Source organism: Lacticaseibacillus saniviri JCM 17471 = DSM 24301 (assembly GCF_001311785.1).
Taxonomy (GTDB): domain Bacteria; phylum Bacillota; class Bacilli; order Lactobacillales; family Lactobacillaceae; genus Lacticaseibacillus; species Lacticaseibacillus saniviri.
This window is the reverse complement of sequence record NZ_BBBX01000001.1, coordinates 1-24778: the sequence shown is the minus strand read 5'-3', so window position 1 is coordinate 24778 and position 24778 is coordinate 1. Positions and strand designations below refer to the sequence as shown.

Annotated in this window: 28 protein-coding genes and 6 pseudogenes; 7 read left to right on the top strand and 27 right to left on the bottom strand. The window is 48.5% G+C overall.

The features are described 5' to 3' along the window. Positions 1-9 precede the first annotated feature (9 nt). The 9 genes and pseudogenes from recO to rpsU form a co-directional block, all read right to left on the bottom strand. On the bottom strand, positions 10-789 hold the full coding sequence (gene recO / locus JCM17471_RS00155; protein WP_054776404.1) for a DNA repair protein RecO: 780 nt from the start codon (positions 787-789) through the stop codon (positions 10-12). Next, a complete protein-coding gene (gene era / locus JCM17471_RS00150; protein ID WP_054776403.1) occupies positions 790-1692 on the bottom strand; it encodes a GTPase Era in 903 nt (300 codons plus the stop codon). Further along, positions 1685-2080: a cytidine deaminase gene (locus JCM17471_RS00145; protein WP_054776402.1), complete on the bottom strand. Its 396-nt coding sequence runs from the start codon at positions 2078-2080 to the stop codon at positions 1685-1687. Before JCM17471_RS00145 ends, era begins: the two co-directional genes overlap by 8 nt. Continuing rightward, positions 2077-2478: pseudogene (locus JCM17471_RS16275) on the bottom strand (diacylglycerol kinase). Before JCM17471_RS16275 ends, JCM17471_RS00145 begins: the two are co-directional and overlap by 4 nt. Then, the gene (gene ybeY, locus JCM17471_RS00135; RefSeq protein ID WP_054776401.1) at positions 2462-2920 is read right to left on the bottom strand and encodes an rRNA maturation RNase YbeY; all 459 of its coding nucleotides are present in this window, start codon (positions 2918-2920) and stop codon (positions 2462-2464) included. Before ybeY ends, JCM17471_RS16275 begins: the two are co-directional and overlap by 17 nt. Before the next feature lie 11 nt (positions 2921-2931). Further along, positions 2932-3897 (bottom strand): PhoH family protein, encoded by a 966-nt coding sequence (locus JCM17471_RS00130; RefSeq protein WP_054776400.1) that lies wholly within the window; start codon positions 3895-3897, stop codon positions 2932-2934. 168 nt (positions 3898-4065) lie between these two features. Beyond that, positions 4066-4904, bottom strand: a pseudogene (msrA, locus tag JCM17471_RS00125) (peptide-methionine (S)-S-oxide reductase MsrA). A gap of 118 nt (positions 4905-5022) precedes the next feature. Further along, positions 5023-5466: a GatB/YqeY domain-containing protein gene (locus JCM17471_RS00120; RefSeq protein ID WP_054776399.1), complete on the bottom strand. Its 444-nt coding sequence runs from the start codon at positions 5464-5466 to the stop codon at positions 5023-5025. A gap of 19 nt (positions 5467-5485) precedes the next feature. Next, positions 5486-5662, bottom strand: coding sequence for a 30S ribosomal protein S21 (rpsU, locus tag JCM17471_RS00115; RefSeq protein WP_054776398.1), 177 nt, complete (start codon positions 5660-5662; stop codon positions 5486-5488). Between the two features lie 193 nt (positions 5663-5855). Here rpsU and JCM17471_RS00110 point away from each other — a divergent pair, with 193 nt between their 5' ends. Beyond that, positions 5856-6689, top strand: a complete 834-nt coding sequence (locus tag JCM17471_RS00110) for a pyruvate, water dikinase regulatory protein (RefSeq protein ID WP_054776397.1) — start codon at positions 5856-5858, stop codon at positions 6687-6689. A 101-nt stretch (positions 6690-6790) separates the two neighbouring features. On the opposite strand, the pseudogene JCM17471_RS00105 reads toward JCM17471_RS00110, so the two are convergent. The 6 genes and pseudogenes from JCM17471_RS00105 to hisS all read right to left on the bottom strand — a co-directional run bounded on the left by JCM17471_RS00105 (position 6791) and on the right by hisS (position 12871). Then, positions 6791-7674, bottom strand: a pseudogene (locus JCM17471_RS00105) (deoxyribonuclease IV). Positions 7675-7686: 12 nt separating this feature from the next. Further along, positions 7687-8605: pseudogene (locus JCM17471_RS00100) on the bottom strand (YitT family protein). Positions 8606-8785: 180 nt separating this feature from the next. Next, positions 8786-9307 carry a peptide-methionine (S)-S-oxide reductase MsrA gene (gene msrA, locus JCM17471_RS00095; RefSeq protein WP_054776396.1) on the bottom strand — a complete coding sequence of 174 codons (522 nt, stop codon included), beginning with the start codon at positions 9305-9307 and terminating at the stop codon, positions 8786-8788. Between the two features lie 22 nt (positions 9308-9329). Then, a complete protein-coding gene (msrB, locus tag JCM17471_RS00090) occupies positions 9330-9758 on the bottom strand; it encodes a peptide-methionine (R)-S-oxide reductase MsrB (protein WP_054776395.1) in 429 nt (142 codons plus the stop codon). 59 nt (positions 9759-9817) lie between these two features. Continuing rightward, positions 9818-11586 (bottom strand): annotated as a pseudogene (gene aspS, locus JCM17471_RS00085) (aspartate--tRNA ligase). Position 11587: 1 nt separating this feature from the next. Next, the gene (gene hisS / locus JCM17471_RS00080) at positions 11588-12871 is read right to left on the bottom strand and encodes a histidine--tRNA ligase (protein WP_054776394.1); all 1284 of its coding nucleotides are present in this window, start codon (positions 12869-12871) and stop codon (positions 11588-11590) included. A gap of 361 nt (positions 12872-13232) precedes the next feature. Here hisS and JCM17471_RS00075 point away from each other — a divergent pair, with 361 nt between their 5' ends. Next, complete coding sequence (locus JCM17471_RS00075) at positions 13233-14567, top strand: N-acetylmuramoyl-L-alanine amidase family protein (RefSeq protein ID WP_054776393.1); 1335 nt, start codon at positions 13233-13235, stop codon at positions 14565-14567. Positions 14568-14774: 207 nt separating this feature from the next. Here the strand turns inward: JCM17471_RS00075 and JCM17471_RS15640 are convergent, their stop codons facing one another. The 9 genes and pseudogenes from JCM17471_RS15640 to JCM17471_RS00035 all read right to left on the bottom strand — a co-directional run bounded on the left by JCM17471_RS15640 (position 14775) and on the right by JCM17471_RS00035 (position 21338). Beyond that, the gene (locus JCM17471_RS15640; protein WP_263849364.1) at positions 14775-15020 is read right to left on the bottom strand and encodes an HAD hydrolase-like protein; all 246 of its coding nucleotides are present in this window, start codon (positions 15018-15020) and stop codon (positions 14775-14777) included. Further along, positions 15020-15328 carry an HAD family hydrolase gene (locus tag JCM17471_RS15635; protein WP_156321520.1) on the bottom strand — a complete coding sequence of 103 codons (309 nt, stop codon included), beginning with the start codon at positions 15326-15328 and terminating at the stop codon, positions 15020-15022. The genes JCM17471_RS15640 and JCM17471_RS15635 overlap by 1 nt, the downstream gene beginning before the upstream one ends. Before the next feature lie 2 nt (positions 15329-15330). Beyond that, complete coding sequence (gene dtd, locus JCM17471_RS00065; protein ID WP_054776392.1) at positions 15331-15780, bottom strand: D-aminoacyl-tRNA deacylase; 450 nt, start codon at positions 15778-15780, stop codon at positions 15331-15333. 127 nt (positions 15781-15907) lie between these two features. Beyond that, the gene (locus JCM17471_RS00060; protein WP_054776391.1) at positions 15908-18133 is read right to left on the bottom strand and encodes a RelA/SpoT family protein; all 2226 of its coding nucleotides are present in this window, start codon (positions 18131-18133) and stop codon (positions 15908-15910) included. Positions 18134-18266: 133 nt separating this feature from the next. Next, positions 18267-18548 carry a hypothetical protein gene (locus JCM17471_RS00055; protein ID WP_054776390.1) on the bottom strand — a complete coding sequence of 94 codons (282 nt, stop codon included), beginning with the start codon at positions 18546-18548 and terminating at the stop codon, positions 18267-18269. After that, positions 18541-19280 (bottom strand): annotated as a pseudogene (locus JCM17471_RS00050) (RsmE family RNA methyltransferase). The gene JCM17471_RS00055 and the pseudogene JCM17471_RS00050 overlap by 8 nt, the downstream one beginning before the upstream one ends. Further along, complete coding sequence (gene prmA / locus JCM17471_RS00045) at positions 19277-20227, bottom strand: 50S ribosomal protein L11 methyltransferase (protein ID WP_054776389.1); 951 nt, start codon at positions 20225-20227, stop codon at positions 19277-19279. The pseudogene JCM17471_RS00050 and the gene prmA overlap by 4 nt, the downstream one beginning before the upstream one ends. Before the next feature lie 11 nt (positions 20228-20238). Beyond that, positions 20239-20736 (bottom strand): DUF3013 family protein, encoded by a 498-nt coding sequence (locus tag JCM17471_RS00040; protein WP_054776388.1) that lies wholly within the window; start codon positions 20734-20736, stop codon positions 20239-20241. Then, entirely contained in the window at positions 20733-21338 is a 606-nt protein-coding gene (locus JCM17471_RS00035) for a DNA-3-methyladenine glycosylase (RefSeq protein ID WP_054776387.1), read from the bottom strand. The genes JCM17471_RS00040 and JCM17471_RS00035 overlap by 4 nt, the downstream gene beginning before the upstream one ends. Before the next feature lie 91 nt (positions 21339-21429). Here JCM17471_RS00035 and JCM17471_RS00030 point away from each other — a divergent pair, with 91 nt between their 5' ends. Further along, positions 21430-21660 carry a hypothetical protein gene (locus JCM17471_RS00030; RefSeq protein ID WP_054776386.1) on the top strand — a complete coding sequence of 77 codons (231 nt, stop codon included), beginning with the start codon at positions 21430-21432 and terminating at the stop codon, positions 21658-21660. Positions 21661-21859: 199 nt separating this feature from the next. Here JCM17471_RS00030 and JCM17471_RS00025 read toward each other — a convergent pair whose 3' ends face one another. From JCM17471_RS00025 to JCM17471_RS00020, 3 genes are read right to left on the bottom strand one after another with little or no spacing between them, the layout of a single operon-like run. Then, complete coding sequence (locus JCM17471_RS00025; RefSeq protein ID WP_054776557.1) at positions 21860-22180, bottom strand: heavy metal-binding domain-containing protein; 321 nt, start codon at positions 22178-22180, stop codon at positions 21860-21862. Between the two features lie 60 nt (positions 22181-22240). Next, entirely contained in the window at positions 22241-22399 is a 159-nt protein-coding gene (locus JCM17471_RS13690; RefSeq protein ID WP_156321519.1) for a hypothetical protein, read from the bottom strand. Beyond that, positions 22389-22784, bottom strand: a complete 396-nt coding sequence (locus JCM17471_RS00020) for a hypothetical protein (protein ID WP_054776385.1) — start codon at positions 22782-22784, stop codon at positions 22389-22391. The genes JCM17471_RS13690 and JCM17471_RS00020 overlap by 11 nt, the downstream gene beginning before the upstream one ends. 150 nt (positions 22785-22934) lie before the next feature. On the opposite strand from JCM17471_RS00020, the gene JCM17471_RS14645 reads away from it, so the two are divergent. The 4 genes from JCM17471_RS14645 (at position 22935) to JCM17471_RS00005 (ending at position 24774) form a co-directional block, all read left to right on the top strand. After that, complete coding sequence (locus JCM17471_RS14645; RefSeq protein ID WP_225354032.1) at positions 22935-23327, top strand: ion transporter; 393 nt, start codon at positions 22935-22937, stop codon at positions 23325-23327. Continuing rightward, the gene (locus JCM17471_RS14640; protein WP_225354031.1) at positions 23324-23692 is read left to right on the top strand and encodes an ion channel; all 369 of its coding nucleotides are present in this window, start codon (positions 23324-23326) and stop codon (positions 23690-23692) included. Before JCM17471_RS14645 ends, JCM17471_RS14640 begins: the two co-directional genes overlap by 4 nt. A 69-nt stretch (positions 23693-23761) precedes the next feature. Then, on the top strand, positions 23762-24406 hold the full coding sequence (locus JCM17471_RS00010) for a carbonic anhydrase family protein (RefSeq protein ID WP_054776384.1): 645 nt from the start codon (positions 23762-23764) through the stop codon (positions 24404-24406). A gap of 2 nt (positions 24407-24408) precedes the next feature. Then, a complete protein-coding gene (locus JCM17471_RS00005; RefSeq protein ID WP_054776383.1) occupies positions 24409-24774 on the top strand; it encodes a DUF6176 family protein in 366 nt (121 codons plus the stop codon). Positions 24775-24778: the final 4 nt, after the last annotated feature.

Sequence of the window (24778 nt, the reverse complement as noted above, 5' to 3'; positions counted from 1 at the left end):
GGTCAAACGTCACGCTTTTGGCTTGTCATCTGGCAAATGCCAGCGATTCATCTGATTCAAGAACCGCTTCGCTTTGGGAACCACACCCACCATGTCCTGATAGATGCGGTCCAAAGCGACTTGTAACTGCCGCTTGGTCGCTGGCTGCAAGGTAATGTCATTGATTTGATCGAGCTTGACCACACTGAACAACCGCAGCCAATACACCACCCGTTGATCCAAGTGATAGCGATAAGGATCGCGGTCAAAATGGTTCTGGCACAGTAGCCCACCGTAGGCTTCTGAGAAATCAAATGGCAGGTCAGTGCGGTGACAGATCACGCAGCCGCGCCATTCGGGTTGCACCCCAAACGCCTGCAAGAGTTGAACCTCAATAATATTGGTCAACACTTGTGCGTCATATCCTTCGTCGATCAACGCCAAGGCTTGTTGCGCGAGCGCAAACCAAGTCGGAATCGCCTCCCCATCGGGATAGGCGAGATCGATCAAGCTCAGGATATAAGTGGCGTAAGCGTTCAGCTCGATGTCTTGGCTAATGGTCTGAAATTGCTTGGCTTCTTTGACAGTATTGATAAACGACAGGCCAGGGTCGCGTACATCACCGACATAGGTGGCGAGCGTGAAGGGCAAAATCCCAGCATTCATGCGAAACCCAGGCTTGCGCGCACGACTCACCAGAAACATCTTCTTACCGAAGCGATCAGTGAGAATTTTGACTAACAGATCGGACTCCCGATAATTCTGGCGCGTGAGCACTAAGCCGGTAAATTCAACGATCTGTTTAGCCATTTAACGCAAATCCTTTTGATTGTAGCCTAGGCTGCGCAGGTACTGGTTGTTATCCCGCCAGTTCTTTTGAACGCGGACCCAGAGCTGCAGATTAACCTTGTCGCCCAACAAGTTTTCGATGTCGCGACGAGCTAAGATCCCGATTTGTTTGAGCATGGCACCACCCTTACCGATCACAATCCCCTTTTGGCTATCGCGTTCGACGATGATGTACGCCTCAATCTGCAGTTTGCCCGCTTCACGATTCTTCATGCTCTCGACCATAACGGCAACGGAGTGCGGCACTTCATCACGCGTCAATTGCAGAATCTTTTCGCGAATCAATTCCCCAACAACGAAGTATTCAGGGTGATCGGTCAGTTGATCTTCTGGATAGTATTGAGGGCCCACAGGTAATTGGCTCTCGAGCTTCTTCAGCAGGTCATCGACGTTGTTCCCCATTGTTGCAGAAATTGGGAAGACTTCAGCAAAGTTGTAGAGGGATTGATATTGTTCAATCACGGGTAAGAGATCATCGGGATGCACCAGATCAATCTTATTGATCAAGAGATAGACCGGCTGCTTCACTTCAGCCAGCTGATGCATGATGTATTGGTCACCAGGACCCATCTTTTCATCAGCAGCCACCATGAATAAGACAGCATCCACTTGGTTTAATGTGGAGAGTGCAGCCTTATCCATGTATTCGTCTAATTCGTTTTTAGGCTTGTGAATCCCCGGTGTATCCACAAAAACGATTTGGACATCGTCTGTGGTGTAGATCCCGTTGATCTTGTTACGGGTTGTTTGCGCTTTGGGTGACATAATTGCAATCTTTTCACCCAAAATTCGATTCATAAATGTTGATTTGCCGACGTTAGGCCGGCCAATAATCGCGACGAAGCCAGAATGGTGTTCAGTCATGAAGATCCTCCTTGGTAAATGCGCCTGGAATCAGCGCTTGTAATTGATTTTGGCTCAAGTCGCCGTCTAAGTTGGTCAATAAAACGGTCGCGGTTGGGTCCATAAACTCAGTCATCACCTGGCGACACGCGCCACACGGTGAAACGGGTCCCTTAGTGTCCGCAATCACGGCAATTTTATCGAGATGTGTGTGGCCGGCAAGAACCGCCTGAAAAATGGCGTTGCGTTCCGCACACAGAGATAGGCCATAAGATGCATTTTCGATATTAGCGCCGGTATAAATTTGGTCGCCCACTTGTACAGCCGCGCCAACCGCAAAGTGCGAATACGGCACATAGGCCGCTTCACGTGCTTTGGTGGCCGCTTGAATTAACGTTTGATCGGTCAATGATTCCACATCCCAACTAAATGTAATAAGTGTGGCACAAACACATAGGCACCACAAACAATGGCAATGATGCCGGCAAGCACAACCGCCCCGGCACTCATATCTTTATTTTTTAGCGCGTTCGTGATACTGGTTGCCAATCACGAAATCGACAATATTTTCGATGATGGTGTTCCATAATTCGCTCAAGAAAACGAGCAGAATCGCGAGAATCAAGACGAACCATTCAAACCAGCTCACGCGAAAGACAACAGCGGCAATCAGCACCAACGCGGATAAAACAAACTCGCGGCGGAAATTACCCTCTTCCACAAAGAAGGTGTGCAACCCGGCGATGGCATGCGAGAGAGACTGGAAGAAATGGCGGTTTTGGTGACTTGCTTATCGGGTGAGGCCATAAGCGGTTAAAATTGATTCCTGCAGCGGAATCATTTTGGCTTCGTCTTCTGGTTGAATGTGATCGTAGCCGTTCAGATGCAGGAATCCATGCACCACGGTGTAGCCTAATTCGCGCTCGAAGCTGTGACCATAATCCTCAGCTTGTTGCGCAACTTTGGCGGGGTCGATGAACAAGTCCCCGATATTCTTAGGGATATCGTCGAACCCGATCAGATCCTCTTCACCTTCCTCGATGGCAAAACTAATCACATCAGTTACCCGGTCAGTGTCGCGGTATTCACGATTGATGCGCTGAATTTCGTCATCGTCAACGATCGTGATTGACATCTCTGTGTTTTCAGGCAAGTTGAGTTCCTTGCCCGAAAAAGCAACCAGGTCTGTCACCAATTTGGTCGCGTCCGCCGTCAGTAAGTGGTCATCATCAAATAATTCTAAGTCCATATTGTCCCCCGCTAATTGTTATTCTCGTGTCCGTACGCTTCAATAATCTTTGCTACCACTGGATGCCGGACCACGTCTTGGGCCGAGAACTCAGTAAAGGCAATTTGATCGATTGGCTTCAAGAGCCGCTGTGCCTGAATCAAGCCGCTCTTGGCATTGTTTGGCAAGTCAATCTGGGTGATGTCCCCGTTGACGATCATCTTAGAGCCAAAGCCCAAACGCGTCAGGAACATCTTCATTTGCGCTTGGGTCGTGTTCTGGGCTTCATCCAAGATGGCAAAGGCGCCATCCAACGTGCGACCACGCATGTAGGCCAATGGCGCAATTTCAATCACACCACGATCCATTAAGCGATTCGTGTGCTCCGTGCCTAAGACGCTATATAACGCATCGTAGACAGGCCGCAGGTAAGGATCAACCTTTTCTTTGAGGTCCCCTGGTAAGAAACCTAGGCTTTCACCCGCTTCAACGGCAGGCCGAGTCAGAATGATTTTGTCAACGGTGCCGGCCTTGAGTGCCGCCACCGCCATCACAACGGCCAGGTAGGTTTTACCGGTACCAGCGGGTCCAATCCCAAATGTGATGTCGTGATGCTTAATCGCATTGATATATTGGCGCTGACCAAAGTTCTTGACACGAACGGGCGCGCCTTTTGCGTCCTTCAATAAGACTTCACTGTACAGCTCGCTGAAGTAATCCAGTGTGCCGCGAGTAGCCATATTGATACCGCTAGTGATGTCTTGTGCCCCTAGCTGAATGCCTTGATCCAAGAGCTGTTGCATCTGCTTGAGTAAGTCAAAGGCGAGTTGGGCGTGTTCGGCGTCACCACTCACGCGTAATTCTTGACCCATGGGTGCGATGTCAACGCCCAGACCGCTTTCGATCAGCTTGAGATTGCTATCGTTAACGCCAGCTAATGTCTGCGCTTGATCAGGGGTGTTGAGCTGAAGGTGCTTTTCAGTTGTGTTGTCTGCCAATAAGGCGACCTCCTCTAGTTTCATTAATTGTTTATAGTTTATCACAAACCAAGTCGTTACGCGCGAGCCAATGCCGCATGAGGTGTAACCGAATGGGTCTGCGTCAGTCAAAGTGCAAAACAAGAGGCTGTGACAACCCGAGATGGTGAGGTCACAGCCTTCATGTGGTTACTTATTCTGTCCCCGAAGTTGCTTCAAGCCGACGCGCACACGGCCAAACAGATGCTGTGTGGCCAAATACTGCTTGCGACTGCGTTCGAGCAAGCGATAGCGCTTGGGGTTCTTCTTATAGAATTGTTGGTGGTAATTCTCTGCCGGCCAAAAGGTGCTAGCGGGCTCGATTGCTGTCACAATGGGCTTGCCATACAAGCCGGAAGCGTCCAATTGTTGCTTGGACGCTGTGGCAATGGCACGCTGTTTGTCATCACGAACAAAATCACGGGCCGGTACTGATCACCACGATCGTTAATCTGCCCCATGTCATCTGTGGGGTCGGTAATCTGCCAGTACAAAGTAACGAGATCGTCGTAACTCACGACACGCGTATCAAAAATAATTTCGACCGCTTCAACGTGACCGGTGTATTGCCCTAGAACTTGATCATACGTGGGATGATCGATTGTCCCGCCCGTGTAACCGGAGAAAACAGCCTGAATACCGGGCCGTTGTTCAAACGGTTCGACCATGCACCAGAAACAACCTCCGGCAAAAATCGCCCGATCTTCATATGGCGCATCGGGATTGAAATGACGGGACAAATCAAACGTGTCAGCCTCAGCCACATCGCCGACCACGAGCGCATAGAAATCTGCAACATCTGGTGTCAGGTTATTCCGCAACGCCAGCGGTCGCAGTTTGCCTTCTAGCGTGGCCAACGCTGCACTGAAACTGGCTCCGGCACCGATTGTATTCTTTGCCGTTGCCAGTTGTTCCCGTTCCCAGTCACGAGTGGCCGGATTGAGAATCAAATTATACATTATTGTCAGCAGTTCATCTTGTGCGACCATGATTGTCACCTCCACGACTGATTTGTTCGATCAGTATACTCGCATTGGCAATTTAAACAAGCAAAATGCTCACAAAAAACACAACCAACAAGATAATTCCTGCTGGTTGTGTTTCATTTTAATTCAACTTGGCCTTAACTAACCGATTGACTAATGCCCCATCGGCTTGACCCTTAACTCGCGGCATTAAGGCTTTCATCACCTTGCCAAAGTCCGCTTTGCCAGTAGCGCCAGTTTCAGCCACTACTTGATCGACTAAGTCACTCACCGCAGCTTCATCAAGTTGAGCAGGTAAATACTGTTCAACAATCTTAATCTCGGCTTGTGTCTGTTCAACCAGATCCTCTCGGCCAGCTTCTTGAAACTCGCTGAGGCTTTCCTTGCGCTGTTTCAATTGCGTAGCTAAGACGCTCTTCTCGTCATCTTCGGTCAAGTCTTTGCCAGTTTTGATTTGTTCGTTGACCAAAGCGGTCTTTATCATCCGAACAACACTCAAAGTCAGCTTGTCCTTGGCCTTCATCGCGGTCTTCATCTGAGCGTTAAGCTCATCGAGTAATGCCATTTCTACCAAGTCCTTTTAATTAAAACTTTTTACGCTTACGAGCAGCTTCTGACTTAAGCTTACGCTTAACACTTGGCTTTTCGTAAAATTCGCGTTTCCGATATTCTGCAAGTGTACCTGACTTAGATACGGAGCGCTTGAAGCGCCGAAGAGCATCATCGAGAGATTCGTTTTTCTTAACGACTGTCTTTGCCATATGATATCCCTCCCTCCGACACTGTGTAACTCCTGGCACATCTTGCCAACAGTTCTTAAATATTATAGCGAACTCTGAAAACGGCGTCAACGTCCAACTTAAAAAATCGCAAGAATCGGCTCATTCAGCCACCCAAAAGCCACTTAATTGTGATACGATGAGAGCGATATCAAACCCGAAATGAGGCATTTATATGGCAGACGAACTCAAATTATTTTTAATCTCAGATTCGATTGGTGAGACTGGACTCAAATTGGCACAGGCAGTCGCCGCTCAGTTCCCCGATCTGGCCCCCCGCTACATTCGCTTTCCGTTTGTGAACACCGAAAAAAAGCTGATTGGCATCCTGGATCAAGCCAAGGAAGAAAATGGGATTGTGATTCACACCTTGGCCACACCCGGCTTGAGTAAACTCGCTAACAGCTATGGGAAAGAGCTCAAACTGCAGATTTTTGATGTTTTCGCCCCAATCGTTGACACTATCGCGGCAAATTATCATGTGCAACCGACTGGTGTGGCTGGTGCGATTCATGATTTGGATGAGAAATACTTCGATCGTATTTCCGCGATGGAATTTGCGGTTCTTTACGACGATGGCAAAGATCCCAAAGGTTTCCTGGAAGCCGATATCGTCTTGCTCGGTGTTTCTCGCACCAGCAAAACGCCACTCTCACTCTTTTTGGCCAATCGCAATCTCAAGGTAGCTAATCTCCCATTGGTGCCTAACGCCCACATTCCAGAAGAAATCTGGCAAATCGATCCCAAAAAGATCATTGGTTTGACTACTGATGCCTCCGTCCTGATGGAATTCCGTCGGCAGCGCATGATTGCTTACGGCCTGAATCCGGACACAACCTATTCGGCACGAGAACAGGTCAATGAGGAATTGAGTTTTGCCGAAGATTTGTATAAGAAAATCGGCTGCATGGTTATCAATACGGCGCATCGCTCCATCGAAGAGACCGCCACAATCATCTTGGACAATATGGGTCTCGATGGTTTTGGCAGTGACGAACACGTCAATTAACCACTGAAATGAATAAGAAGCTGTGATTAGCCTCAAGTGGGCCATATCACAGCTTCTTATTTTTGCTGATATGATGCAATCCGTCTGGTTCACAACGACCATCAGTCCATTAGTGCTTCCAATTCCGCCGGCACAAATTGTTGGGTTTTGAGCCAATTAATTTCGATGCCATACGGTGGGTGTTGCGGTTTAGTTGTGCCAACAAAAGGTGTTTCAAGAATTTTGGGAATCGCAGGCAAGGCAGGATGATGCGCAATGCGGTTAAGCACCTCAAAGCCAATCGTTCCAAAACCAATATTGGCATGTCGGTCCTTGTGGCTACCTTGCGGATTCTTTGAATCATTGAGATGAACAACGGCCAATTTGTCGAGTCCAATCATGTGATCAAACGTATTGAGCACGCCGTCAAAATCATCAACAACGGGATAACCGGCATCATTGATATGACAGGTATCCAACGTCACCATGACTTTATCATTGTGCTGCACGCCATCGAGAATTTGTGCGAGTTCTTCAAACGTCCGGCCCAACTCAGTGCCCTTTCCGGCCATGGTTTCTAGGGCAATCGTCACGTTTTGATCCGGTTGAATCACCTGATTCAGTCCCTTGATGACCTGTTCAATCCCGGCTTGCGCACCAGCACCGACATGCGCCCCCGGATGAAACGGCATGGTATAAGCATGCACGGCATCGGCCCGGTTGACTTCTGCTCGCATGAATTGCACGGCAAATTCAAAATTCTCGGGTTTCTTGGTATTACCGAGATTGATGATGTACGGCGCGTGGATCACCAGGTGGCTGAGTTGCCATTCGGCCATTGCGCTAAGCCTTCATCGATACGCATCGCTTCAATCGGCTTGCGACGCGTATTTTGCGGTGCGCCAATGTAGGCTTGTAAGGTGCTCGCGCCATAAGTATGGGCCTGTTCCGCCGCACCGAGCAGCATCTTGTCGCCCGATAAACTCACATTCGCTCCAATTAACATATGTATGCCTCACTAATCTGACTGCGGCTCGTAGAAGCGGCCTAAGATCTTAACCGACTCTGTGATCGAAACAAAGGCGTATGGATCACTGTGTTGCATGGCCTGTTCCAGATCATACATCTCAGCCCGTGAAATAATCGTGAACAGAATGGTCATTTCCTCGTGCTTAAAGGCCCCTTCAACGTCGTGCACAATTGTAATCCCACGTCGCAGCGTGTTTTGAATCTCGTTGACCACTTCGCGGCGCTTGGTCGTCACAATCATGACCTGCAAGCGCTGTTGACTGGTATAGAGTGAATCCATCACCTTACCATTGATAAAAATAGCCAAAGCAGAATACAACGCATGTGGCCAATCGTTAACGAATCCAGCCAGGAAAATGATTAAGATGTTGAAGGCGATATTGATGGTCCCAACGGAACGACCGGTTTTCTTTCGTAAAACAATCCCCAGGATGTCGAGGCCACCGGTTGAGATTCCGTTCCGCAGTGCGAACCCTGTCCCGAGACCGTTGACGACGGCTCCAAAAATCCCACAGACGATAGGATCTCTGGTCAAAGGTGTCAGAATGCCCAAGACCCGAATCATAATGGTGGATAAGACAACTGCGAGAATGGTAAACAGCGTGAAGCGATGCCCAATTTTACGCCAACCGACCACAAATAATGGCACGTTCAAGATGAATAACATGGTCCCGGTTGAAAAAATTTGATCCGCGGCAACAACGCCAAATGGTGTCGGAATCGAGACGTAAACCAACGACGAACGACTGAAGCGACTAACTGTGCCGCCCCGGTAATCCCACTGGCAAAACCCCACCCGGTTCCCAAAACATATTCAGCGCAACTGCCACACAGATACTGTAAAAGAATGCGGCAGTGAATCGGCTCCAGTTTTGATGGCGCCGAATAATCTGATCGATTTCTTGCATAACTCCCAAAACCCCTTTGTTTCATAGTGGTCTCAGTATAACACAACCATTCCGGAGTAAATGATGCATTTTCATTAACGTGTTCCCATCTATGAAAGAAATAACAATAATCCTGGGACACAAAAAGAAGGCGTCGATGACTTCCCCTTGCGGGTGTTGTCATTGACGCCTTCAACTATTTTATTGTTGCCACTTGTCGCGAATAAATTGACTGCGGCCACCCATCTCTTCCATTTCGAAGCGTTCAGGATTCTTCTTGTAAAAGTCCTGGTGGTAATCTTCTGCTGGATAGAATGGTTGCGCGGGTTCAATTGTCGTCACAATGGGTTCTTTGAATCGGCCACTCGCAGCCAACTTAGCGCGAGAAGCTTCCGCAATCGCTTTTTCAGCTTCGGTCTGGTAATAAATCACCGGCCGATAGTTGTCGCCGCGATCTTGAAATTGTCCCATTGCATCGGTGGGATCTGTCTGTTGCCAGTAAATCTCAACCAAGTCAGCGTAACTCACTTGGCTAGGATCGTAATTGATTTCAACGGCCTCAGTGTGGCCCGTCGTGTGACTAGCGACCTGTTCATAGGTTGGATTAGGCACGTGCCCACCCGTATACCCAGAAATCACCTTATTGATGCCAGGAAAAGTATCGAACGGCTTCACCATGCACCAAAAACAGCCACCTGCAAAAATTGCTGTTGCTTCTGCCATGAAAAATCCCCCTTTAACGCAATTATTTAAACCATGCCGCGTATTGACCATAGCCTTCTGATTCTAATTGATCAGCTGGGACGAAACGTAGTGCTGCGGAATTGATGCAGTAACGTAGGCCACCCTCGGCTACTGGACCGTCCGTGAAGACGTGTCCCAAGTGTGAACCAGCTTCCTTACTGCGCACTTCTACGCGTTCCATACCAAAACTCTGGTCGCGATGTTCTTTGAGTTTGTCGATCGGTTTTGTGAATGATGGCCATCCACAACCCGCATCATACTTGTCGAGTGATGAGAAGAGTGGTTCACCACTGACCACATCAACGAAGATTCCTGGTTGATCGAAATCATCATATTCACCAGAGAAAGGTCGTTCGGTGGCCGCTTCTTGTGTGACCGCATACTGTTCAGGCGTTAACTGTTGACGGAGTGCTTCTTTGTCTTTTTGCATATTCCTCACCTCTCCGTTAGTTTACACCCTAATTAGATTGTAAACAATTTAATTGTTTCTTAATTCTGGTCCTCATCAGCGCGGACATCTAACCCGAGTTCTTCGAGTTGGGCTGTTGCGACTGGTGTTGGCGCGTTAGTCATTGGTTCACTCGCCTTACTGTTCTTAGGAAAGGCAATGACATCACGAATGTTATCCTTACCGGCAAGCAACATGGACAAGCGATCTAAGCCGATTGCCATCCCGCCATGAGGTGGAAAACCGTAGTCTAAGGCTTCTAATAAGAATCCGAACGCCTTTTGCGCACGTTCTGGGGTGAAGTCCAGTGCCTTGAGCATCTTTTCTTGGATTTCACGTGTATGGATCCGGATTGAACCACTACCCAATTCGTAGCCGTTCAAGACCAAGTCATAACTTTGGGCGTGAGCCTTGTGTGGATCGGTGTCGAGCAATGCCACATCTTCCTCATTAGGCATGGTGAATGGGTGGTGCGCTGAAACCCAGCGTTCAATCCCTTCATCATATTCAAATAATGGCCAGTTCACGATCCAGACAAACTTGTAGCTGTTTTCGTCAATTAAGCCTAAGTCGTGAGCAAAGTGCGTCCGCAGGTAACCCAGACTATCGGCAACCACATGGGGTTGATCGGCAACAAAGACCAGTAAGTCGCCGGCCTTGGCATCGAGCGCCTTGACCAAGGTATCATCTTCAAAGAATTTGGCAATTGGGCCACTCACGCCATCGTCAGTGACTTTGAGCCAAGCGAGTCCCTTAGCACCGAAGCGCTTGATGTATTCCTGTTGTTCATCAATCTTCTTACGTGAATAAGCTTCTGCGCCACCAGGAACAACCAATGCGCGCACTTGGCCGCCATTAGCAACCGCGCCAGCAAAGACCTTAAAGGCAGAGTCTTTGACCAGGTCAGAAACATCTTGGATTTCCATATCAAAGCGTAAGTCTGGCTTATCGGAGCCAAAACGATCCATGGCTTCTTGCCATTCCATGCGTGGGAATGGGAGTTGCACATCAACGCCTTGAACATCGTGCATGATTTTAGCAACAAGGCCTTCCATGATATCTTGGATTTCTTCAGCGGTTAAGAAGCTGGTTTCAAATCGATTTGGGTGAATTCAGGTTGACGATCGCCACGCAGATCTTCGTCACGGAAACAACGCGCGATTTGGTAGTACCGATCAAAGCCGGCGCCCATCAACAACTGTTTGAACAGTTGTGGTGATTGTGGCAAAGCATAGAAGCTACCTGGATAGATCCGTGAAGGTACCAAGTAGTCACGGGCGCCTTCAGGTGTGCTGGCGGTCAAGGTTGGGGTTTCAATATCAATAAAGCCCTCTTGATCGAGATAGCGGTGCGCACTTTGCATGATTTTGGCACGCTTAATCAATGCTTGTTGCATCTCTGGACGGCGTAAGTCGAGGTAGCGATACTTCAACTTAGTCTCTTCAGAAACAGCCACACCGTCTTCAATATAGAATGGTGGTGTCTTTGACTTGTTCAAAATTGTCAGGTCGGAGACTTCAACTTCGATCTCACCGGTTTTCATCTTCTTGTTCACAGCGGCAGCATCACGTGCCTTGACCACCCCTGTCGCTTCAATCACGTATTCGGCCCGCAAAGTGTCAGCAACGGCCAACGCATCGGCACCAAATTCCGTTGAAAAGACTAATTGAACAATACCTTCACGATCGCGGAGATCGATGAAGATTAAGTTCCCTAAGCTGCGGCGTTTTTGGACCCAGCCCTTTAATGTCACAGTTTGATCCAATTGATCACGGGTGACATCGCCCGCATACATTGTGCGTTTACTCATATTATTGTTCTCCTCCCATTAATTCGTGATACACGGTCTCAAAATCACTCATCAAGCGATCAAAACTGACACCCACTTGTTCACCAGAGGCCATGTTCTTGACCTGTGCTGTCTTTGTCTCGAGTTCGCTTTCGCCGAGCGTTAAGACTAACTGAGCATTGGCCTTATTAGCCGCCTTGAATTGCCCCTTTGCCTTCTTGCCCATGTAATCGAGGTCGACACCGTACCCACTGCGCCGAATCGCTGTGGCTAATTGCAGCGCTGTTGGAATGGCACTGTCATCAATCGTCACGATGTAGGCTGGTAATACGGGGGCAACAACAGTGTCTTGCATCAACAGCAACAGGCGTTCAACACCCATCCCGAAACCAACGCCAGGTGTGGCTGGCCCACCGAGTTCTTCAACCAGCCCGTTATAGCGCCCACCGGCCAGAATTGTGGTGAACCCACCGCCAAAGGCAGGGTCATCACTCATCACTTCAAAAATGGTGTGGTTGTAATAATCCAACCCACGGACCATGGTGGCATCCACTTCAAAAGGAATATGTAAGTCAGTCAGATAAGTCTTCACGGCCTCAAAGTGCGCACTGGCAGCTTCTGATAAGAAATCCAGAATTTGTGGCGCATTGGCGACGATTTCTTGGTCATGCTTGTCCTTACTGTCCAAGATCCGCAATGGATTCTTTTCCAGTCGGATTTTTGAGTCTTCAGATAGTTCATCCTTAAATGGTGTCAAATAAGCAATCAGGGCGGCATGATAGGCTTCGCGAGATTCTGGATCGCCCAGCGTATTGATAACCACCTTGACGTTGCGCGCACCCAATTGGGTCAGCAAATCCTCCGCCATAGCGATTGTTTCGGCGTCTAAAGCTGGTGACTCAGACCCGAATGCTTCTACCCCAATTTGGTGGAATTGGCGCTGACGGCCTGATTGTGGCCGTTCATAACGGAACATTGGTCCCATGTAGTAGACCTTATATGGCTTGGTGAATTCAGGCCCATAGAGTTTGTTTTCCACGTAGGCCCGAACAACACCGGCAGTGCCTTCTGGCCGCAGTGCCATCATGCGCTTACCCTTGTCTTCAAACGTATACATTTCCTTAGTCACGATATCGCTGGTATCCCCCGCACTGCGGGCAAAAACCTCGTAATTTTCAAAAATCGGGGTACGAATTTCTTGATACTGGTAGCGACTGAATACCTGGCGCGCGGTGGCTTCAATCTTTTGCCACTGGCCACTTTGAGCCGGTAAAATATCTGCAGTGCCCTTTGGTCGTTGATACATATGGTTTCCTCCAATTTCTCCAGTAAAAAACACCCCTCGCTCAAATATGAACGAAGGGTGCAATGCACGGTACCACCTTACTGTTTTACTCAAACCGATAACGGTGGTAAGCCGATCTGCCTCAAAAGTGTCTTTTCGATCTCTATCGGGCTCACACTCTCCCCGAATCGCTGCATGACGATCTATCCTGCTTTCTCACTGGCACTGGATGTTTTACCTAAGAATAAGGGTTTGTTTTGGGGTTGTCAATAACCGCACAAACGAAATTGGGGTGTTTATTGCTCACTTTTAGCGGCAATTTGCTATAATGGAACCAGCATGTGAGCGCATTAGTGCGCCCGACTAAAATTGGCATCCCCCGATGTCACGAACAGGAAGACCATTTTATGCCAAAACAATTTCAATTAAAAAATGGGCGTTGATTGGCGCTCTCAGTCTAACCTTCGGCCTAGCTGCCGTCTCGACCAGTGTTTTTGCGGCCAATAACGAAATCACCGTCAAGGCTGATACCGTGACGGTACGCATGGGACCTGGGCTGACTTATGCCGCCATGGGCGAAGTTAAGCAAGGCACCGCACTCGATGTCATCGGTCATCGCAACGCGTGGTACAAGGTGCGTTTGGCCAGTAACCAAATTGGCTGGGTCCCCAGTTGGTTAATCGATCACAATGACGCCAGCACGACCTCTGCCAAAATCGCGACGGTGACAAAACAAGCATCAATTTACGCGTACGCGGATGCCAAGTCCCAGGTCATCGGGACCCTCGAGAGCGGTGCCACGGCGAATGTCATCTATCAAGATGGCGATTGGAGCCAACTCAACTACAATCACCAAGCTGTCTGGGTGAAGAGCAATACATTAAAAGTCTCCGACCAAACGGTGACGCTGACCCCCGCCACACAGATTGCAATCAAGGCCGATCCTAAACCAAAGAATGCCATTCTGGTGACCACGCGTATCGATACAAATGTGCGGGAAGCGGCTGGGATGAATGCAAAGGTCATCACGCAGGTCAAAAAAGGCACCAAGTTAACCGTATTGAGCCAGAGCAATGATTGGTATCGGGTTCAAACCGCCGATGATAAGGTCGGTTACGTGGCAAGTTGGACCGCCGATACCCCTAATTCCGCCAAAGCCAAGGCCGCAACCAAGTTATCTGAAGCGACCATCGTGCTCGATCCTGGTCACGGCGGCACCGATGTCGGCGCACTCTCTCAGAGTGGCAAGTATGAAAAAACGTATACGTTAGCAACGGCACAACGCATCGCGGCCAAGTTAAAGGACGCTGGCGCCAATGTGATTTTCACCCGAAGCACGGATACATTCGTTGATTTAGCCTCTCGCCCCATTAAGGCGGCTAAAGCTCATGCGGATGCCTTTATCAGTATTCACTTTGATTCGAGTCCAGAAGCCAACAGCGCAACTGGTTTTACCACGTATTATTATGATAACAGCAAAGACTATCAGTTAGCCTCGGACCTCAGCGCTTCTCTTAAGGGCTTGCCACTGGATGATCGCGGGGTTGCATTTGGTAACTTTGAAGTCTTACGTGAAAACACACAACCGTCCGTGCTGTTAGAGATGGGTTACATCAACAACAGTAAGGACTTCAAGTCAATCAGCTCCCCACAATACCAAGAAGAAGTGGCGGATCGTGTCGCGAAGGGCTTGAGTAACTACTTCAAAGATAAGTAATATGAAAACGAGCCTGTGTCATTCCCCCTGTTGGGATTGGCACAGGCTCGTTTGTGGTTTCAAACGGCAGCACGTATTGATTAACAAGAGCGATGTGCGCAGAAATTGCGAGTTCAAATGCACACGCTCAAAGCGCCATTTATGCTTTGATCAGCTTGGCTAAATCCTGCAAGTGATCAACTTGCCAATCCGCCATCGGAGCATCGTTTAATCCATCGACGTAAAGTAGGCCGTGTGCACGTGAGCATTTTGTCCTGCCACAATATCGAGTCGGCGGTCACCGACCATAACCGTCACTTCAGGATTCAATTGATATCGCATGAGTAGATAGTTGATGGCCTCAGGGTCTGGTTTGCGCTTGAGGTGTAACTCAGTCGTCACCCCACCCAAGAACCAATCCGCAAATCCGTCGCGATCAAGCAAGGTCCAGGCACTCTTATCCCGATGTGTCATCAAGAGATTATTGCCACCGGCTCGTGAATCTGTTGGAGAAGCGCAGCCGTTTGCGGATAAGGTTTGGCCATACCCAGCTTTGTCGCCTCAAGATCATGGAATCGTTTGTCCAGTGTGGCGTAATCGAGCCCGCGTTCAGCTGCGAAGGTTTGTAGCCAGTCCTTGATCGAGCCAGCCTTGATGGCCACCAGGGTCTTTGCCGAATCGATAGCCGCACCGTTTTCTTGCGCCACCTGCACTAGGGCAGCCATCATGCCCGGATAGGTGTCATACAGCGTCCCATCAAAATCCCAAATAAAGTTTTGCATGTCTAACCTTCCTTTGCTGTATCAAAAAGAATTGTGACTGGGCCGTCATTAATCAGGCTCACCTTCATGTCAGCACCAAATTCACCGGTTTCAACGGTGATGCCCTCGGCCGCCAACGCTTGATTGAACGCATCATACAGTTGTTGACCGAGGTCGGGTTTCGCCGCAGCCGTGAAACTAGGCCGATTCCCCTTCTTGGTGTCCGCAAATAAAGTGAACTGTGAAATCGACAAGATGGCGCCATCGATGTCACGCAGACTGAGATTCATTTTGCCGGCTTCATCACTGAACACACGCAGGTTTGTAATCTTGCGCACCAAGTAATTCACATCGGTCATGGTGTCATCAGGTCCGACGCCCACCAGCAACATGAATCCCTGCTTGATTTCACCCACAGTTTCTTGATCAATTTTGACAGCCGCCTCTGAGACACGCTGGACAACAACTCGCATAATTAACTTCCTCATTTCAACATAGTTTTCCGTCTAGTAAACCAGTATAAACAAAAAGAACAACAATGACAAAGAAGGCTGGGACACCCACAATAGGTCACCCAGCCTTCTTTTTGTGCGCAATTACTTAGCCGTTATCGCGCTTCACTTCATAGATATCAGGAATGTTTTTGACCGAATCCATCAACTTGTCCAGGTGGGCCAAGTTGCGAACACCGACCGTGACGTGAATATCAGCCATCTTGTCGTGATCGACCCGACCGTTCACGTTGTTGAGATTCTTGGTTTGGGCATTCAATGCCTGCAAGACATCGTTCAACAAGCCACTGCGGTTGTAGCCATAAATTTCCAAATCGGCATTGTACAGTTGCTTTTGGTTGTCTGGATTCTCCCAGGCAACGTCGATCAAACGACCAGCCATTTCAGTTGAGTTGGCCACATTTGGACAATCGCTACGATGCACAGTCACCCCGCGACCTTTCGTGACATAACCGACAATGACGTCACCGGGCACAGGCATACAGCACTTGGCCAGGTGCACCAGCAAATTGTCGACCCCTTCGATCAGCACGCCATCGCCACTCCCGGAAGAAGTATTCGTCTTCTCTTTTGAAACCGTCGTGACTTTCTTATTTTGATCGAGGATTTCTTTTTCACGTGCTTTTTGATCGTCCAACGCCTTTTGTTTCCGGTATTTTTCGGTCAAGCGATTGGCCACAACCAACGAGGTGTATTCGCCGTAACCAATTGCACTCAGTAATTCATTTTCGGTGGTGAAATTCATGCGGTTGAGCAGATCAGCCATCGGTTCCTTCGACATGAATTCTTTGGGGTTGAAGCCCAGCTCTTGCAGCTGGTGTTCCAACATATCGCGGCCCTTTTCAGCGTTGATCTCCTTGTCTTCAAGCTTGAAGTACCGCTTAATCTTGTTTCGTGCCCGCGAAGTGAAGACCAAGTTGACCCAATCGCGGCTCGGTGTTGAGCTGCTGGATGTCAGCATTTCAACGATATCACCGTTCTTCAATTGGTAATTCAGTGGCACAATTTTGCCATTGATCTTTGCCCCAACGGAGTGATTCCCGACTTCTGTGTGCACCAAGTAGGCAAAATCCAGTGGGGTACTGCCCTTTGAGAGCTCATACACATCACCCTTTGGCGTGAACACATAGACGCGATCGGAGAAGATGTCACCCTTGACACTTTCCATGAAGTCAGCCGCATCCGCACTCTCATCCTGAATTTCAAGGATTTCGCGGAACAAGTCGAGCTTTTGACCGGCTTGATCGAGTTGGACCTCACTGGTTTGCCCTTCTTTGTAGGCCCAGTGCGCCGCAACCCCATATTCAGCCACGTGGTGCATCTCTTCGGTCCGGATCTGCACTTCGAGTGGTTTGCCCTTGGGACCAATTACCGTGGTATGAATACTTTGGTACAAGTTCGCCTTTGGCATCGCGATATAGTCCTTGAAGCGACCTGGCATTGGTTTCCATTGGGTATGAATCGCCCCCAGAACAGCGTAACAGTCCTTAATCGATTCGGTAATGACCCGAATCGCTAGCAAGTCGTATAACTCGTCAAACTGCTTGTGCTTATCGCGCATCTTTTTATAGATAGAATAGATATGCTTTGGCCGACCATAGATTTCGTATTGAATGTTCAGCCCATCCAACGCGCGGTCAATATCGTCAATCGCAGCTTGAATGTAAGCTTCCCGCTCGGTCCGCTTGCTGTTCATCAACTGGGCAATGCGATAGTACTGTTGTGGATTCAAATAACGCAGGGAGAGATCTTCCAGCTCCCACTTGATTGTGCTAATCCCTAAGCGATCAGCCAGGGGCGCATAAATTTCGAGGGTTTCATTGGCAATGCGCCGCTGTTTATCGGGCCGCAAATGCATTAAGGTCCGCATGTTGTGCAAGCGATCGGCCAATTTGACCATAATCACCCGCAAATCCTTGGCCATCGCGAGCAACATCTTGCGGTGATTCTCGGCCAGTTCGTCCTTGTGCGCCACATAGGTCACTTTGCTCAGCTTGGTTAAGCCGTCAACGATAATCGCCACATCGCGACCAAAGAGTTCCTGAATATCACCCAGCGTAATATTGGTATCTTCAACCACATCGTGCAGATAGCCCGATGCCACTGTTTCAGGATCCATTTTAAGTTCCGCCAAGATACCCGCAACTTGGATCGGATGAATGATGTAAGGTTCGCCTGATTTGCGGACCTGTTCCTTATGAACATAAGCCGCAAAATCATAAGCTTTTTGTACGAAGGCCAAATGTTCAGGGTTCATATATTCCTGACAAAGAGCAACGACATCGGCTTGTGTTAATTCGATTTCTTCTGCCATATTTTCTCAACCCTTCTGATACAAGAAAAGCACGACAGTCATTCTGCGTGCTTCAGCGTGTCCGTGTTTAAGTTAGATTATACTAATTCTTAACCAAAAAGCTAGTCTTTGAGTAACACCAGCCAAGTGACAACTAAATAGATGGGCACCAACCAGTAATTATAAGGCGCATATTGAAGCCAAACATTGACCGCAAAAGAATGGGCATGATCAAACTGACCCACCAACGCAATTGATATTTGCGCATCATGCGCCCAATTGCCCAGGCGAGAATCAAATTAATGACGAAGAAACTGATCACAAGGCGAAAGACACTGCTTGCGCCAACGATTCGAAACAAGAAAGGTACCAGGAAAACACAGATGGCGCTGATATAAACGATAATTGCTGATGGTTGTGTGACTATTTTACGCATAAAAGCCTCCTAATTCAGTGAATGCCGATACCGCACTCAGTAAGTAAAGTGGTGCCGTTTCGGTTCTCAAAATTCGAGGCCCGAGACCAACTGTGATGTAACCGCCCGCCGTTAATTGTGTCACTTCAGCAGGTGCTAGACCCCCCTCAGGGCCAAAGACCGTGACGAGTGACTTTGGATGTTGCTGTAAGCCTTGAATCAAAGCTTTTGCCTCACCCTGTTTGGCCGATTCTTCATATGCCACAGTCAATAAGTCAGCCGATTGCTGCTGTACCTCTTGCCACGAGAGCAAGTCGACCTGCGGAATGCGGTTGCGGTGACTCTGTTCCGCCGCTCCTTGTGCAATTGACTGCAATCGAGCGAGTTTCTTAGCAACTCGTGGCTGCTGCCATTTGGCCGTGGCCCATTGACTATTGAAGAAGCTGATGTGAGCCACGCCCAATTCTGTCGCTTTTTGGACGATTAATTCGGCTTTATCACTCTTAGGCACACCACAGATAATGTGGACATCAATGGGCAGCTCAACCGGCTTGGTAATGTCCTGGTCAACTGCAACCGTAAGTGGCTCAGTGGTCGTGATTGTCACCAAAAAGCGCGGTGATTGGCATCGACCAACTCAAATTGATCACCGGCTTGTTGGCGCAATACCTTAATGGCGTGGTGAGCAATGGTTTTATCCAGCTGCAACGTCTCACCTAGCGTGACAGCGTCCGTTGTGAAATACCGATTCATGATTCATCCGCTCCAGGTCGTTGTGCGACATAAGCCACCCAGTCGCCTAGCGTGCGCATTTGCGTGACTGCTAAACCATTGTCGATTAACGCTTGCTTGATCACGTCTGCCTTGTCGTAATAGATGCCTGATAAGACGAGTTGCCCTTTAGGCTTCAGGACTGCTGGTACCTGTGGAATCAGTGGTAATAAAACTTCAGCCAAGATATTCGCTAAGACAAGATCGGCTTGGGCCTCAATCCCCGTCAACAGGTCGTTAGCGATAACGTCGATATGGGTCACGGGATTCAGCGCCAAATTGCTCTGCGCATTGTCCACCGCGACTTGGTCGACATCGGTCGCGAGAATGTGATCTGCACCGAGTAATTCCGCCGCGATTGCCAGAACACCGGACCCGGTGCCGACATCGATGACTTCTTCGCCGCCACGCATCAAAGTTTCAAGCGCACCCAGCATCAGTTGTGTGGTTGGATGTGTCCCTGTCCCAAAGGCCTGACCGGGATCTAAACGAATGACCTGTTCATTTTGCTGTTCAACCTGGTAATCTTCCCAGCTAGGCACGATGGTCAGATAGCGGCTCAACCGCACGGGATGATAATACTTTTTCCAGGTGTTGGCCCAGTCCTTCTCATCCACGGCCGCCATTTTCACGGTACCGGCACCTGGATCAAGACCGAATTCACTCAGCTGGTGCACGCGATGCGTTAATTCAGGGAGTAACTCTGGCACATTGACTTGTTCACTGAAATAAGCGGTCACCTGTGCGCCATTTTCCTGATGCTTAAAACTGTCAGGATCGAGCCATACACCGGTATCGCTGATGGTTTCGTGGGCAAAATCTGCGGCATCATCAATCTTGACACCTTCCGCTCCTGTTTCCATTAATAAGTTGCTAACCGCCTCAACGGCTTCTGTGGTCGTGTCGACCGTCACTGAAATCCATTGCATGAGCGGGCTCCTTAATACTTAGGGTATGGCACATTGTTGGCTTGTGCGCTGGCAGGTTGTTCGGCCAAAATAGCTTCGTACTTAGGCCCATCGAAATTTAATTCGAAGGTATCTTCTTTGCTTGTGCCGTCCACAAAGTCGAACAGATCGCTTTGACCGTCATCAAGTAACTTTTGAAGGTAGATAAACAGCGCATCAAGGGTCGCTTGTGGCATCCCCTTCTTGCCGTCAAAGCCAAAGATAGCCAGATAATTGTCCTGATAGTCGGCACCGTTCATGCGTGTCTTGTCATAGAACAAAATCGCGTCTGAATAGTCGACTTCGCCTTCTTCGATGGATTGGCCATCTTGGTCTTCAACTTCAAAACTGCCTGGTGCTTCAACATACATGGTGATTTCGAGTTCAAAAACGTGGGCTTCTTTATCCCAGTTGAGATCCAAGTCCCCGTCGAAACTCAAACCGTCCATCTTGTCGCCAATGTAATCTAATAAATTTTGTTGTGTGGTCATGTTAACCAACCTCTCGTTGTTGTGATTGTTTGTTTTTTAATGGCGGATACGTCTGGATTGCCCGCGACGTAATAGCGCAGTGGGGCCTCGGTCCATTCGCCCTTGTTAGGCACACCGATACGTGGTGACGTCATGATTTTAGCCACCTTCTTGGCCCCTGTTTCATGAATCTGAATTCGGTCTTGATTAATCATGCCACCAGTGTCAGCAACTGTAATCGCCAGAGCTTGGGCTAATTTACCAGGACCATTAGTTAAATTGGTCACGGGTTGCTGCCGCCGTTCCTGCATGGTCGCAATCCCAAATGCTGGTTCAATGGCGCGAATCAGAATTCCCTGCGGCGTTCCTTTGGCTTGTGTGCTAACATTGAGCAAGCTGTATTGCCGCATCTGATAGACATAGATTGTCCCAGGATCGGCATACAAAGCACGCGTTCTGGGGGTCAGCTTGTCACCAAAGACATGTGCCGCCTCATCAACTTGACCCAGGTACGCCTCAGTTTCAACGATATAGCCACCAATACCATCGACGGTCAGGACTTTACCCAGTAACGCCCGCGCTAAATTTTCCGTTGTATCTGATAAAAACCAATTACTTTGCATTCTCTGTCACCCTCAATATGATAGCTTATTCCAGCGCTTGATGAAAGTCTGATTCAGCTAATCATTGCATTTTACATAGGAGGTGAGTCACATGACACTCACAAATGAACAATTGCGCGAACTGATTGCCACAACCAGTGAAACCGTCGTCTCTTCTGAATTCACGGAAGACCAAGTTGGCGCACGTCTGGCTGCTTGGCAAAAAGCAGTCCCTGAGGCCACATTTGAGGATCAACTCAACTATATTCTGGCCGAGCAGCGTGAATACTCGGAAGCATTGCTCTATCAGGTCTTGGCCCAAGTGCTACCACTAGATGAATAAATGCCAAAACAGGGGGGAAGTGACAAAACTGCATTTTGTCACTTCCCCCCTGTTTTAATGCCCGAACAAATAGATTAATCATGTTCCAAAAGACTGAGAATTCCGGTTAACCTGAATTGATTCAAAGCCTAAGTTCTGGCTTTAACATCAATCCTTGTTAATCCTCATTCTCAAAGCGTCTTTTGTCACACACTCCTTTTTACTTGAACTTGACCGCTGTTCCGTATGCGACCACTGACTGCATGTCCTGGCCGATAGAGCCGGAATCAAACCGCATCATCACGACGGCATCAGCGCCCTTGCTTGTTGCTTCATCCTTGAGCCGTTGAATGGCGGTTTCCCGCGATTCGCGTAACATGTCTGTGTAGGCCTTGATCTCCCCACCGACAATGTTTTTCAGACTCGCACCAATGTCACTGAACATGTTCTTGGATTGTGTGGTGAGTCCAAACACTTCACCAATCACTTCATAATCATGTCCCGGAATATTTTCGGTTGTTGAAATTAAAACATCTGCCATCAGATAACCACCCTTCATGTAAGTGGCTTCATTATAGGCCTGAAAACCTTCCTAGGTAAATTAAAGTGACTTACCCTTGGGCTTCTTTTTGAGTTTGTCAAAAGCTTTCTGCAGGCGACTGAACTGTTTTGGCTGTTCTCTTGCCGCCTTGACCATTTCCGCAAAATCATAGTCTTTGCTCCGTGGTGCTTCTGGTTCTTTGTTGCGTTTAAAGTGCATGGCGGCCGCTCCCCTCTGAGACAGGTTCAATCGTATTATTGGCCCCTGTCAAAATCAAACGTGTCGCAAAGACATGCCCAATCAGGGCGAAGATGCTGTAGTTTGGAATCAGAATGTCGGCAATAAAAGCACAAATACCCAATGTATTCCCGTAAGCAATGCGATTATTGTCATTGAGGCTGCGGGCAACTGAAATCAAATGCAAGATAATCCCGAATGCGGCAATGTACCACAAGTAACTCTCCCACTGCATCAAAGTCGCACCAACCGCTGGTAAACTGAACGCTTTGAGGTTCATGACCAGCGCCCCAATTAATTCCAATGCGCGATAAAAAATGAAAAAGATACTGTACAAGGCGGGTAATTTGATTAATGATAATTTCAAGATGGCGACTCCTTTAATATTCAACGATAATTGTTTTGCTTGATACTCAAGATACCACATTGTCGGTGCCTAGGCGAAATATCGAACAAAAATCAGAGAAATTTTAACGATCGCCATCCAACTAATGCCGAACCGAGGATGCGAACTGCCATGAAACGTCACCTGCCAAAACTCACCCGCTACTATAATGTCGTCTTTGCTTTGCTTGCTATCATCTCGATTGCACTTGTTATTCTCGATTATCTGAACAAAATTAGTTTGGCCAAAGCCCCATATGCTGAAATTGACTTCGGCATCCTGATTATTTTTGCCGTCGATTATTTCACGCGATTCTTTCGGGCAAGCAATAAGTGGACCTTCTTCACCCACAACTTGCTAGATTTACTGGCCATCATTCCGTTCAGCGCCATGTTCGCTTTCTTCCGTTTTGGGCGAGCCTTTCGCTTGGTCCGGTTAACCAAATTACTGCGCTTAACCCATCTCGTGGGTATCATCAGTATTTTCCAGAAAAAGCGGACAAGATTCTCCACAAGGGAGGATTGATCTACTACCTGTGGTTATCGGCTGTTTTAATCCTGGTTTCAGCTGCCGTGTATTCATTGACCGAGAATGTGGGATACGCCGATGCGCTGTGGTGGGCTGTCGTTACCGCAACGACTGTGGGCTATGGCGACATCTCCCCGCACACGGTGTTGGGCCGCATCGCCGCCGTTGTCTTAATGGTCAATGGCATTGGCATCATCAGTGCCTTAACCAGTGCCATTACGACCTACCTCGCTGATGATACCACTACAACCTCACCAATTGGGATAGCGGATGAATTACGCAAACTGAAACAGTTGGAAAATGATCACATACTGTCACATGATGAGTTCATCCAGCAGAAACAAAGGTTGCTGCACCACTAATCATAAATCTTGCACCAGCCGCCACGTGTGTGAATAATGAAAACAATTGACACATTGGAGGGATTAGCGATGCCTGAACTCGACTATCAACACCAAAACATCTGGCCTAATGACTTCGGTCAGCAACAATCACCGATTGCACTCACGGATGCCATTCCTGCTGACGCCATCGAACTGGCCATCACGCAGCCCTGGCGCATTAATCAAGAAATTGACGATGCGACCTGCATCCGCCTGAACGGCATCGGTCAAACCATAATTGATGCGCAACCATTTCAGTTTCAGCAAGCCCATTTTCACGCCCCAGCAGAACACTTTGTGAATAGTGATGTAGTCGCTGAACTGCATCTGGTTCATCAATCAGCTGTCGGTGGTCTCGCTGTGATTGGTTTGCCCATTTATTTGGGCAAGGCGAATGCGACATTCCAGTCAGTTCTCAATCATTTTGAACGGCGGCACACGACGGCCATTGAACTCGAACTGACGACTTTATTACCCAGTCACGGCTACCTGTATCACTACATCGGTTCGTTGACCACCCCACCACTGACCGAAGGCGTTCAATGGTATTTGATTGATGATAAAAAACTCACTGTGAGCCCACAACAGCTGGCAGCTTATCAGGCGAGTTTTGTGCCCAATAATCGCGAGATTCAAGTGCGAAACCATCGCCGCTTGCTGTATCAAGCTTTTCAAATCAAAGAAAGAAGATAGCCATGTTGATCGATCTTGAAGGGTTTGCGGTCTACCCAGACAAAATAGATCGCGCCAAAGAGTGGATGCAGTATCTGCGGTCACACCAAGCTGAAGTTGATGCGACTCTGATTCCAGAGCACATGCAACTGGAACATATCTTCTCCATCAATTTCGCCGGTCGCTTCTACCTATGTTGGTATTCAAATCAAACCGCCATGGCGCCCGATGTCACAACAAGTTCCAATCCGGTTGATATCCAGCATGTCAAATTTTGGCAGGAATGTATCGATGAGCATGTGCCCTCACTGAAATCCAACCTCGAGAATACTTTTCAGCCACCTGAAACGCTTAATAGTGACAACGTTATCGTTTTTTTAAATACTTGAATTG

What these genes read in the sequence shown, in the direction of transcription:
- recO (WP_054776404.1), bottom strand. Translation starts at nt 789, where the DNA reads ATGGCTAAACAGATCGTTGAATTTACCGGCTTAGTGCTCACGCGCCAG.
- era (WP_054776403.1), bottom strand. Translation starts at nt 1,692, where the DNA reads ATGACTGAACACCATTCTGGCTTCGTCGCGATTATTGGCCGGCCTAAC.
- ybeY (WP_054776401.1), bottom strand. Translation starts at nt 2,920, where the DNA reads ATGGACTTAGAATTATTTGATGATGACCACTTACTGACGGCGGACGCG.
- JCM17471_RS00120 (WP_054776399.1), bottom strand. Translation starts at nt 5,466, where the DNA reads ATGGCATTACTCGATGAGCTTAACGCTCAGATGAAGACCGCGATGAAG.
- rpsU (WP_054776398.1), bottom strand. Translation starts at nt 5,662, where the DNA reads ATGGCAAAGACAGTCGTTAAGAAAAACGAATCTCTCGATGATGCTCTT.
- JCM17471_RS00110 (WP_054776397.1), top strand. Translation starts at nt 5,856, where the DNA reads ATGGCAGACGAACTCAAATTATTTTTAATCTCAGATTCGATTGGTGAG.
- msrA (WP_054776396.1), bottom strand. Translation starts at nt 9,307, where the DNA reads ATGGCAGAAGCAACAGCAATTTTTGCAGGTGGCTGTTTTTGGTGCATG.
- msrB (WP_054776395.1), bottom strand. Translation starts at nt 9,758, where the DNA reads ATGCAAAAAGACAAAGAAGCACTCCGTCAACAGTTAACGCCTGAACAG.
- hisS (WP_054776394.1), bottom strand. Translation starts at nt 12,871, where the DNA reads ATGTATCAACGACCAAAGGGCACTGCAGATATTTTACCGGCTCAAAGT.
- JCM17471_RS00075 (WP_054776393.1), top strand. Translation starts at nt 13,233, where the DNA reads ATGTCACGAACAGGAAGACCATTTTATGCCAAAACAATTTCAATTAAA.
- JCM17471_RS15640 (WP_263849364.1), bottom strand. Translation starts at nt 15,020, where the DNA reads ATGACACATCGGGATAAGAGTGCCTGGACCTTGCTTGATCGCGACGGA.
- JCM17471_RS15635 (WP_156321520.1), bottom strand. Translation starts at nt 15,328, where the DNA reads ATGCAAAACTTTATTTGGGATTTTGATGGGACGCTGTATGACACCTAT.
- dtd (WP_054776392.1), bottom strand. Translation starts at nt 15,780, where the DNA reads ATGCGAGTTGTTGTCCAGCGTGTCTCAGAGGCGGCTGTCAAAATTGAT.
- JCM17471_RS00060 (WP_054776391.1), bottom strand. Translation starts at nt 18,133, where the DNA reads ATGGCAGAAGAAATCGAATTAACACAAGCCGATGTCGTTGCTCTTTGT.
- JCM17471_RS00055 (WP_054776390.1), bottom strand. Translation starts at nt 18,548, where the DNA reads ATGCGTAAAATAGTCACACAACCATCAGCAATTATCGTTTATATCAGC.
- prmA (WP_054776389.1), bottom strand. Translation starts at nt 20,227, where the DNA reads ATGCAATGGATTTCAGTGACGGTCGACACGACCACAGAAGCCGTTGAG.
- JCM17471_RS00040 (WP_054776388.1), bottom strand. Translation starts at nt 20,736, where the DNA reads ATGACCACACAACAAAATTTATTAGATTACATTGGCGACAAGATGGAC.
- JCM17471_RS00035 (WP_054776387.1), bottom strand. Translation starts at nt 21,338, where the DNA reads ATGCAAAGTAATTGGTTTTTATCAGATACAACGGAAAATTTAGCGCGG.
- JCM17471_RS00030 (WP_054776386.1), top strand. Translation starts at nt 21,430, where the DNA reads ATGACACTCACAAATGAACAATTGCGCGAACTGATTGCCACAACCAGT.
- JCM17471_RS00025 (WP_054776557.1), bottom strand. Translation starts at nt 22,180, where the DNA reads ATGGCAGATGTTTTAATTTCAACAACCGAAAATATTCCGGGACATGAT.
- JCM17471_RS13690 (WP_156321519.1), bottom strand. Translation starts at nt 22,399, where the DNA reads ATGCACTTTAAACGCAACAAAGAACCAGAAGCACCACGGAGCAAAGAC.
- JCM17471_RS14645 (WP_225354032.1), top strand. Translation starts at nt 22,935, where the DNA reads ATGAAACGTCACCTGCCAAAACTCACCCGCTACTATAATGTCGTCTTT.
- JCM17471_RS00010 (WP_054776384.1), top strand. Translation starts at nt 23,762, where the DNA reads ATGCCTGAACTCGACTATCAACACCAAAACATCTGGCCTAATGACTTC.
- JCM17471_RS00005 (WP_054776383.1), top strand. Translation starts at nt 24,409, where the DNA reads ATGTTGATCGATCTTGAAGGGTTTGCGGTCTACCCAGACAAAATAGAT.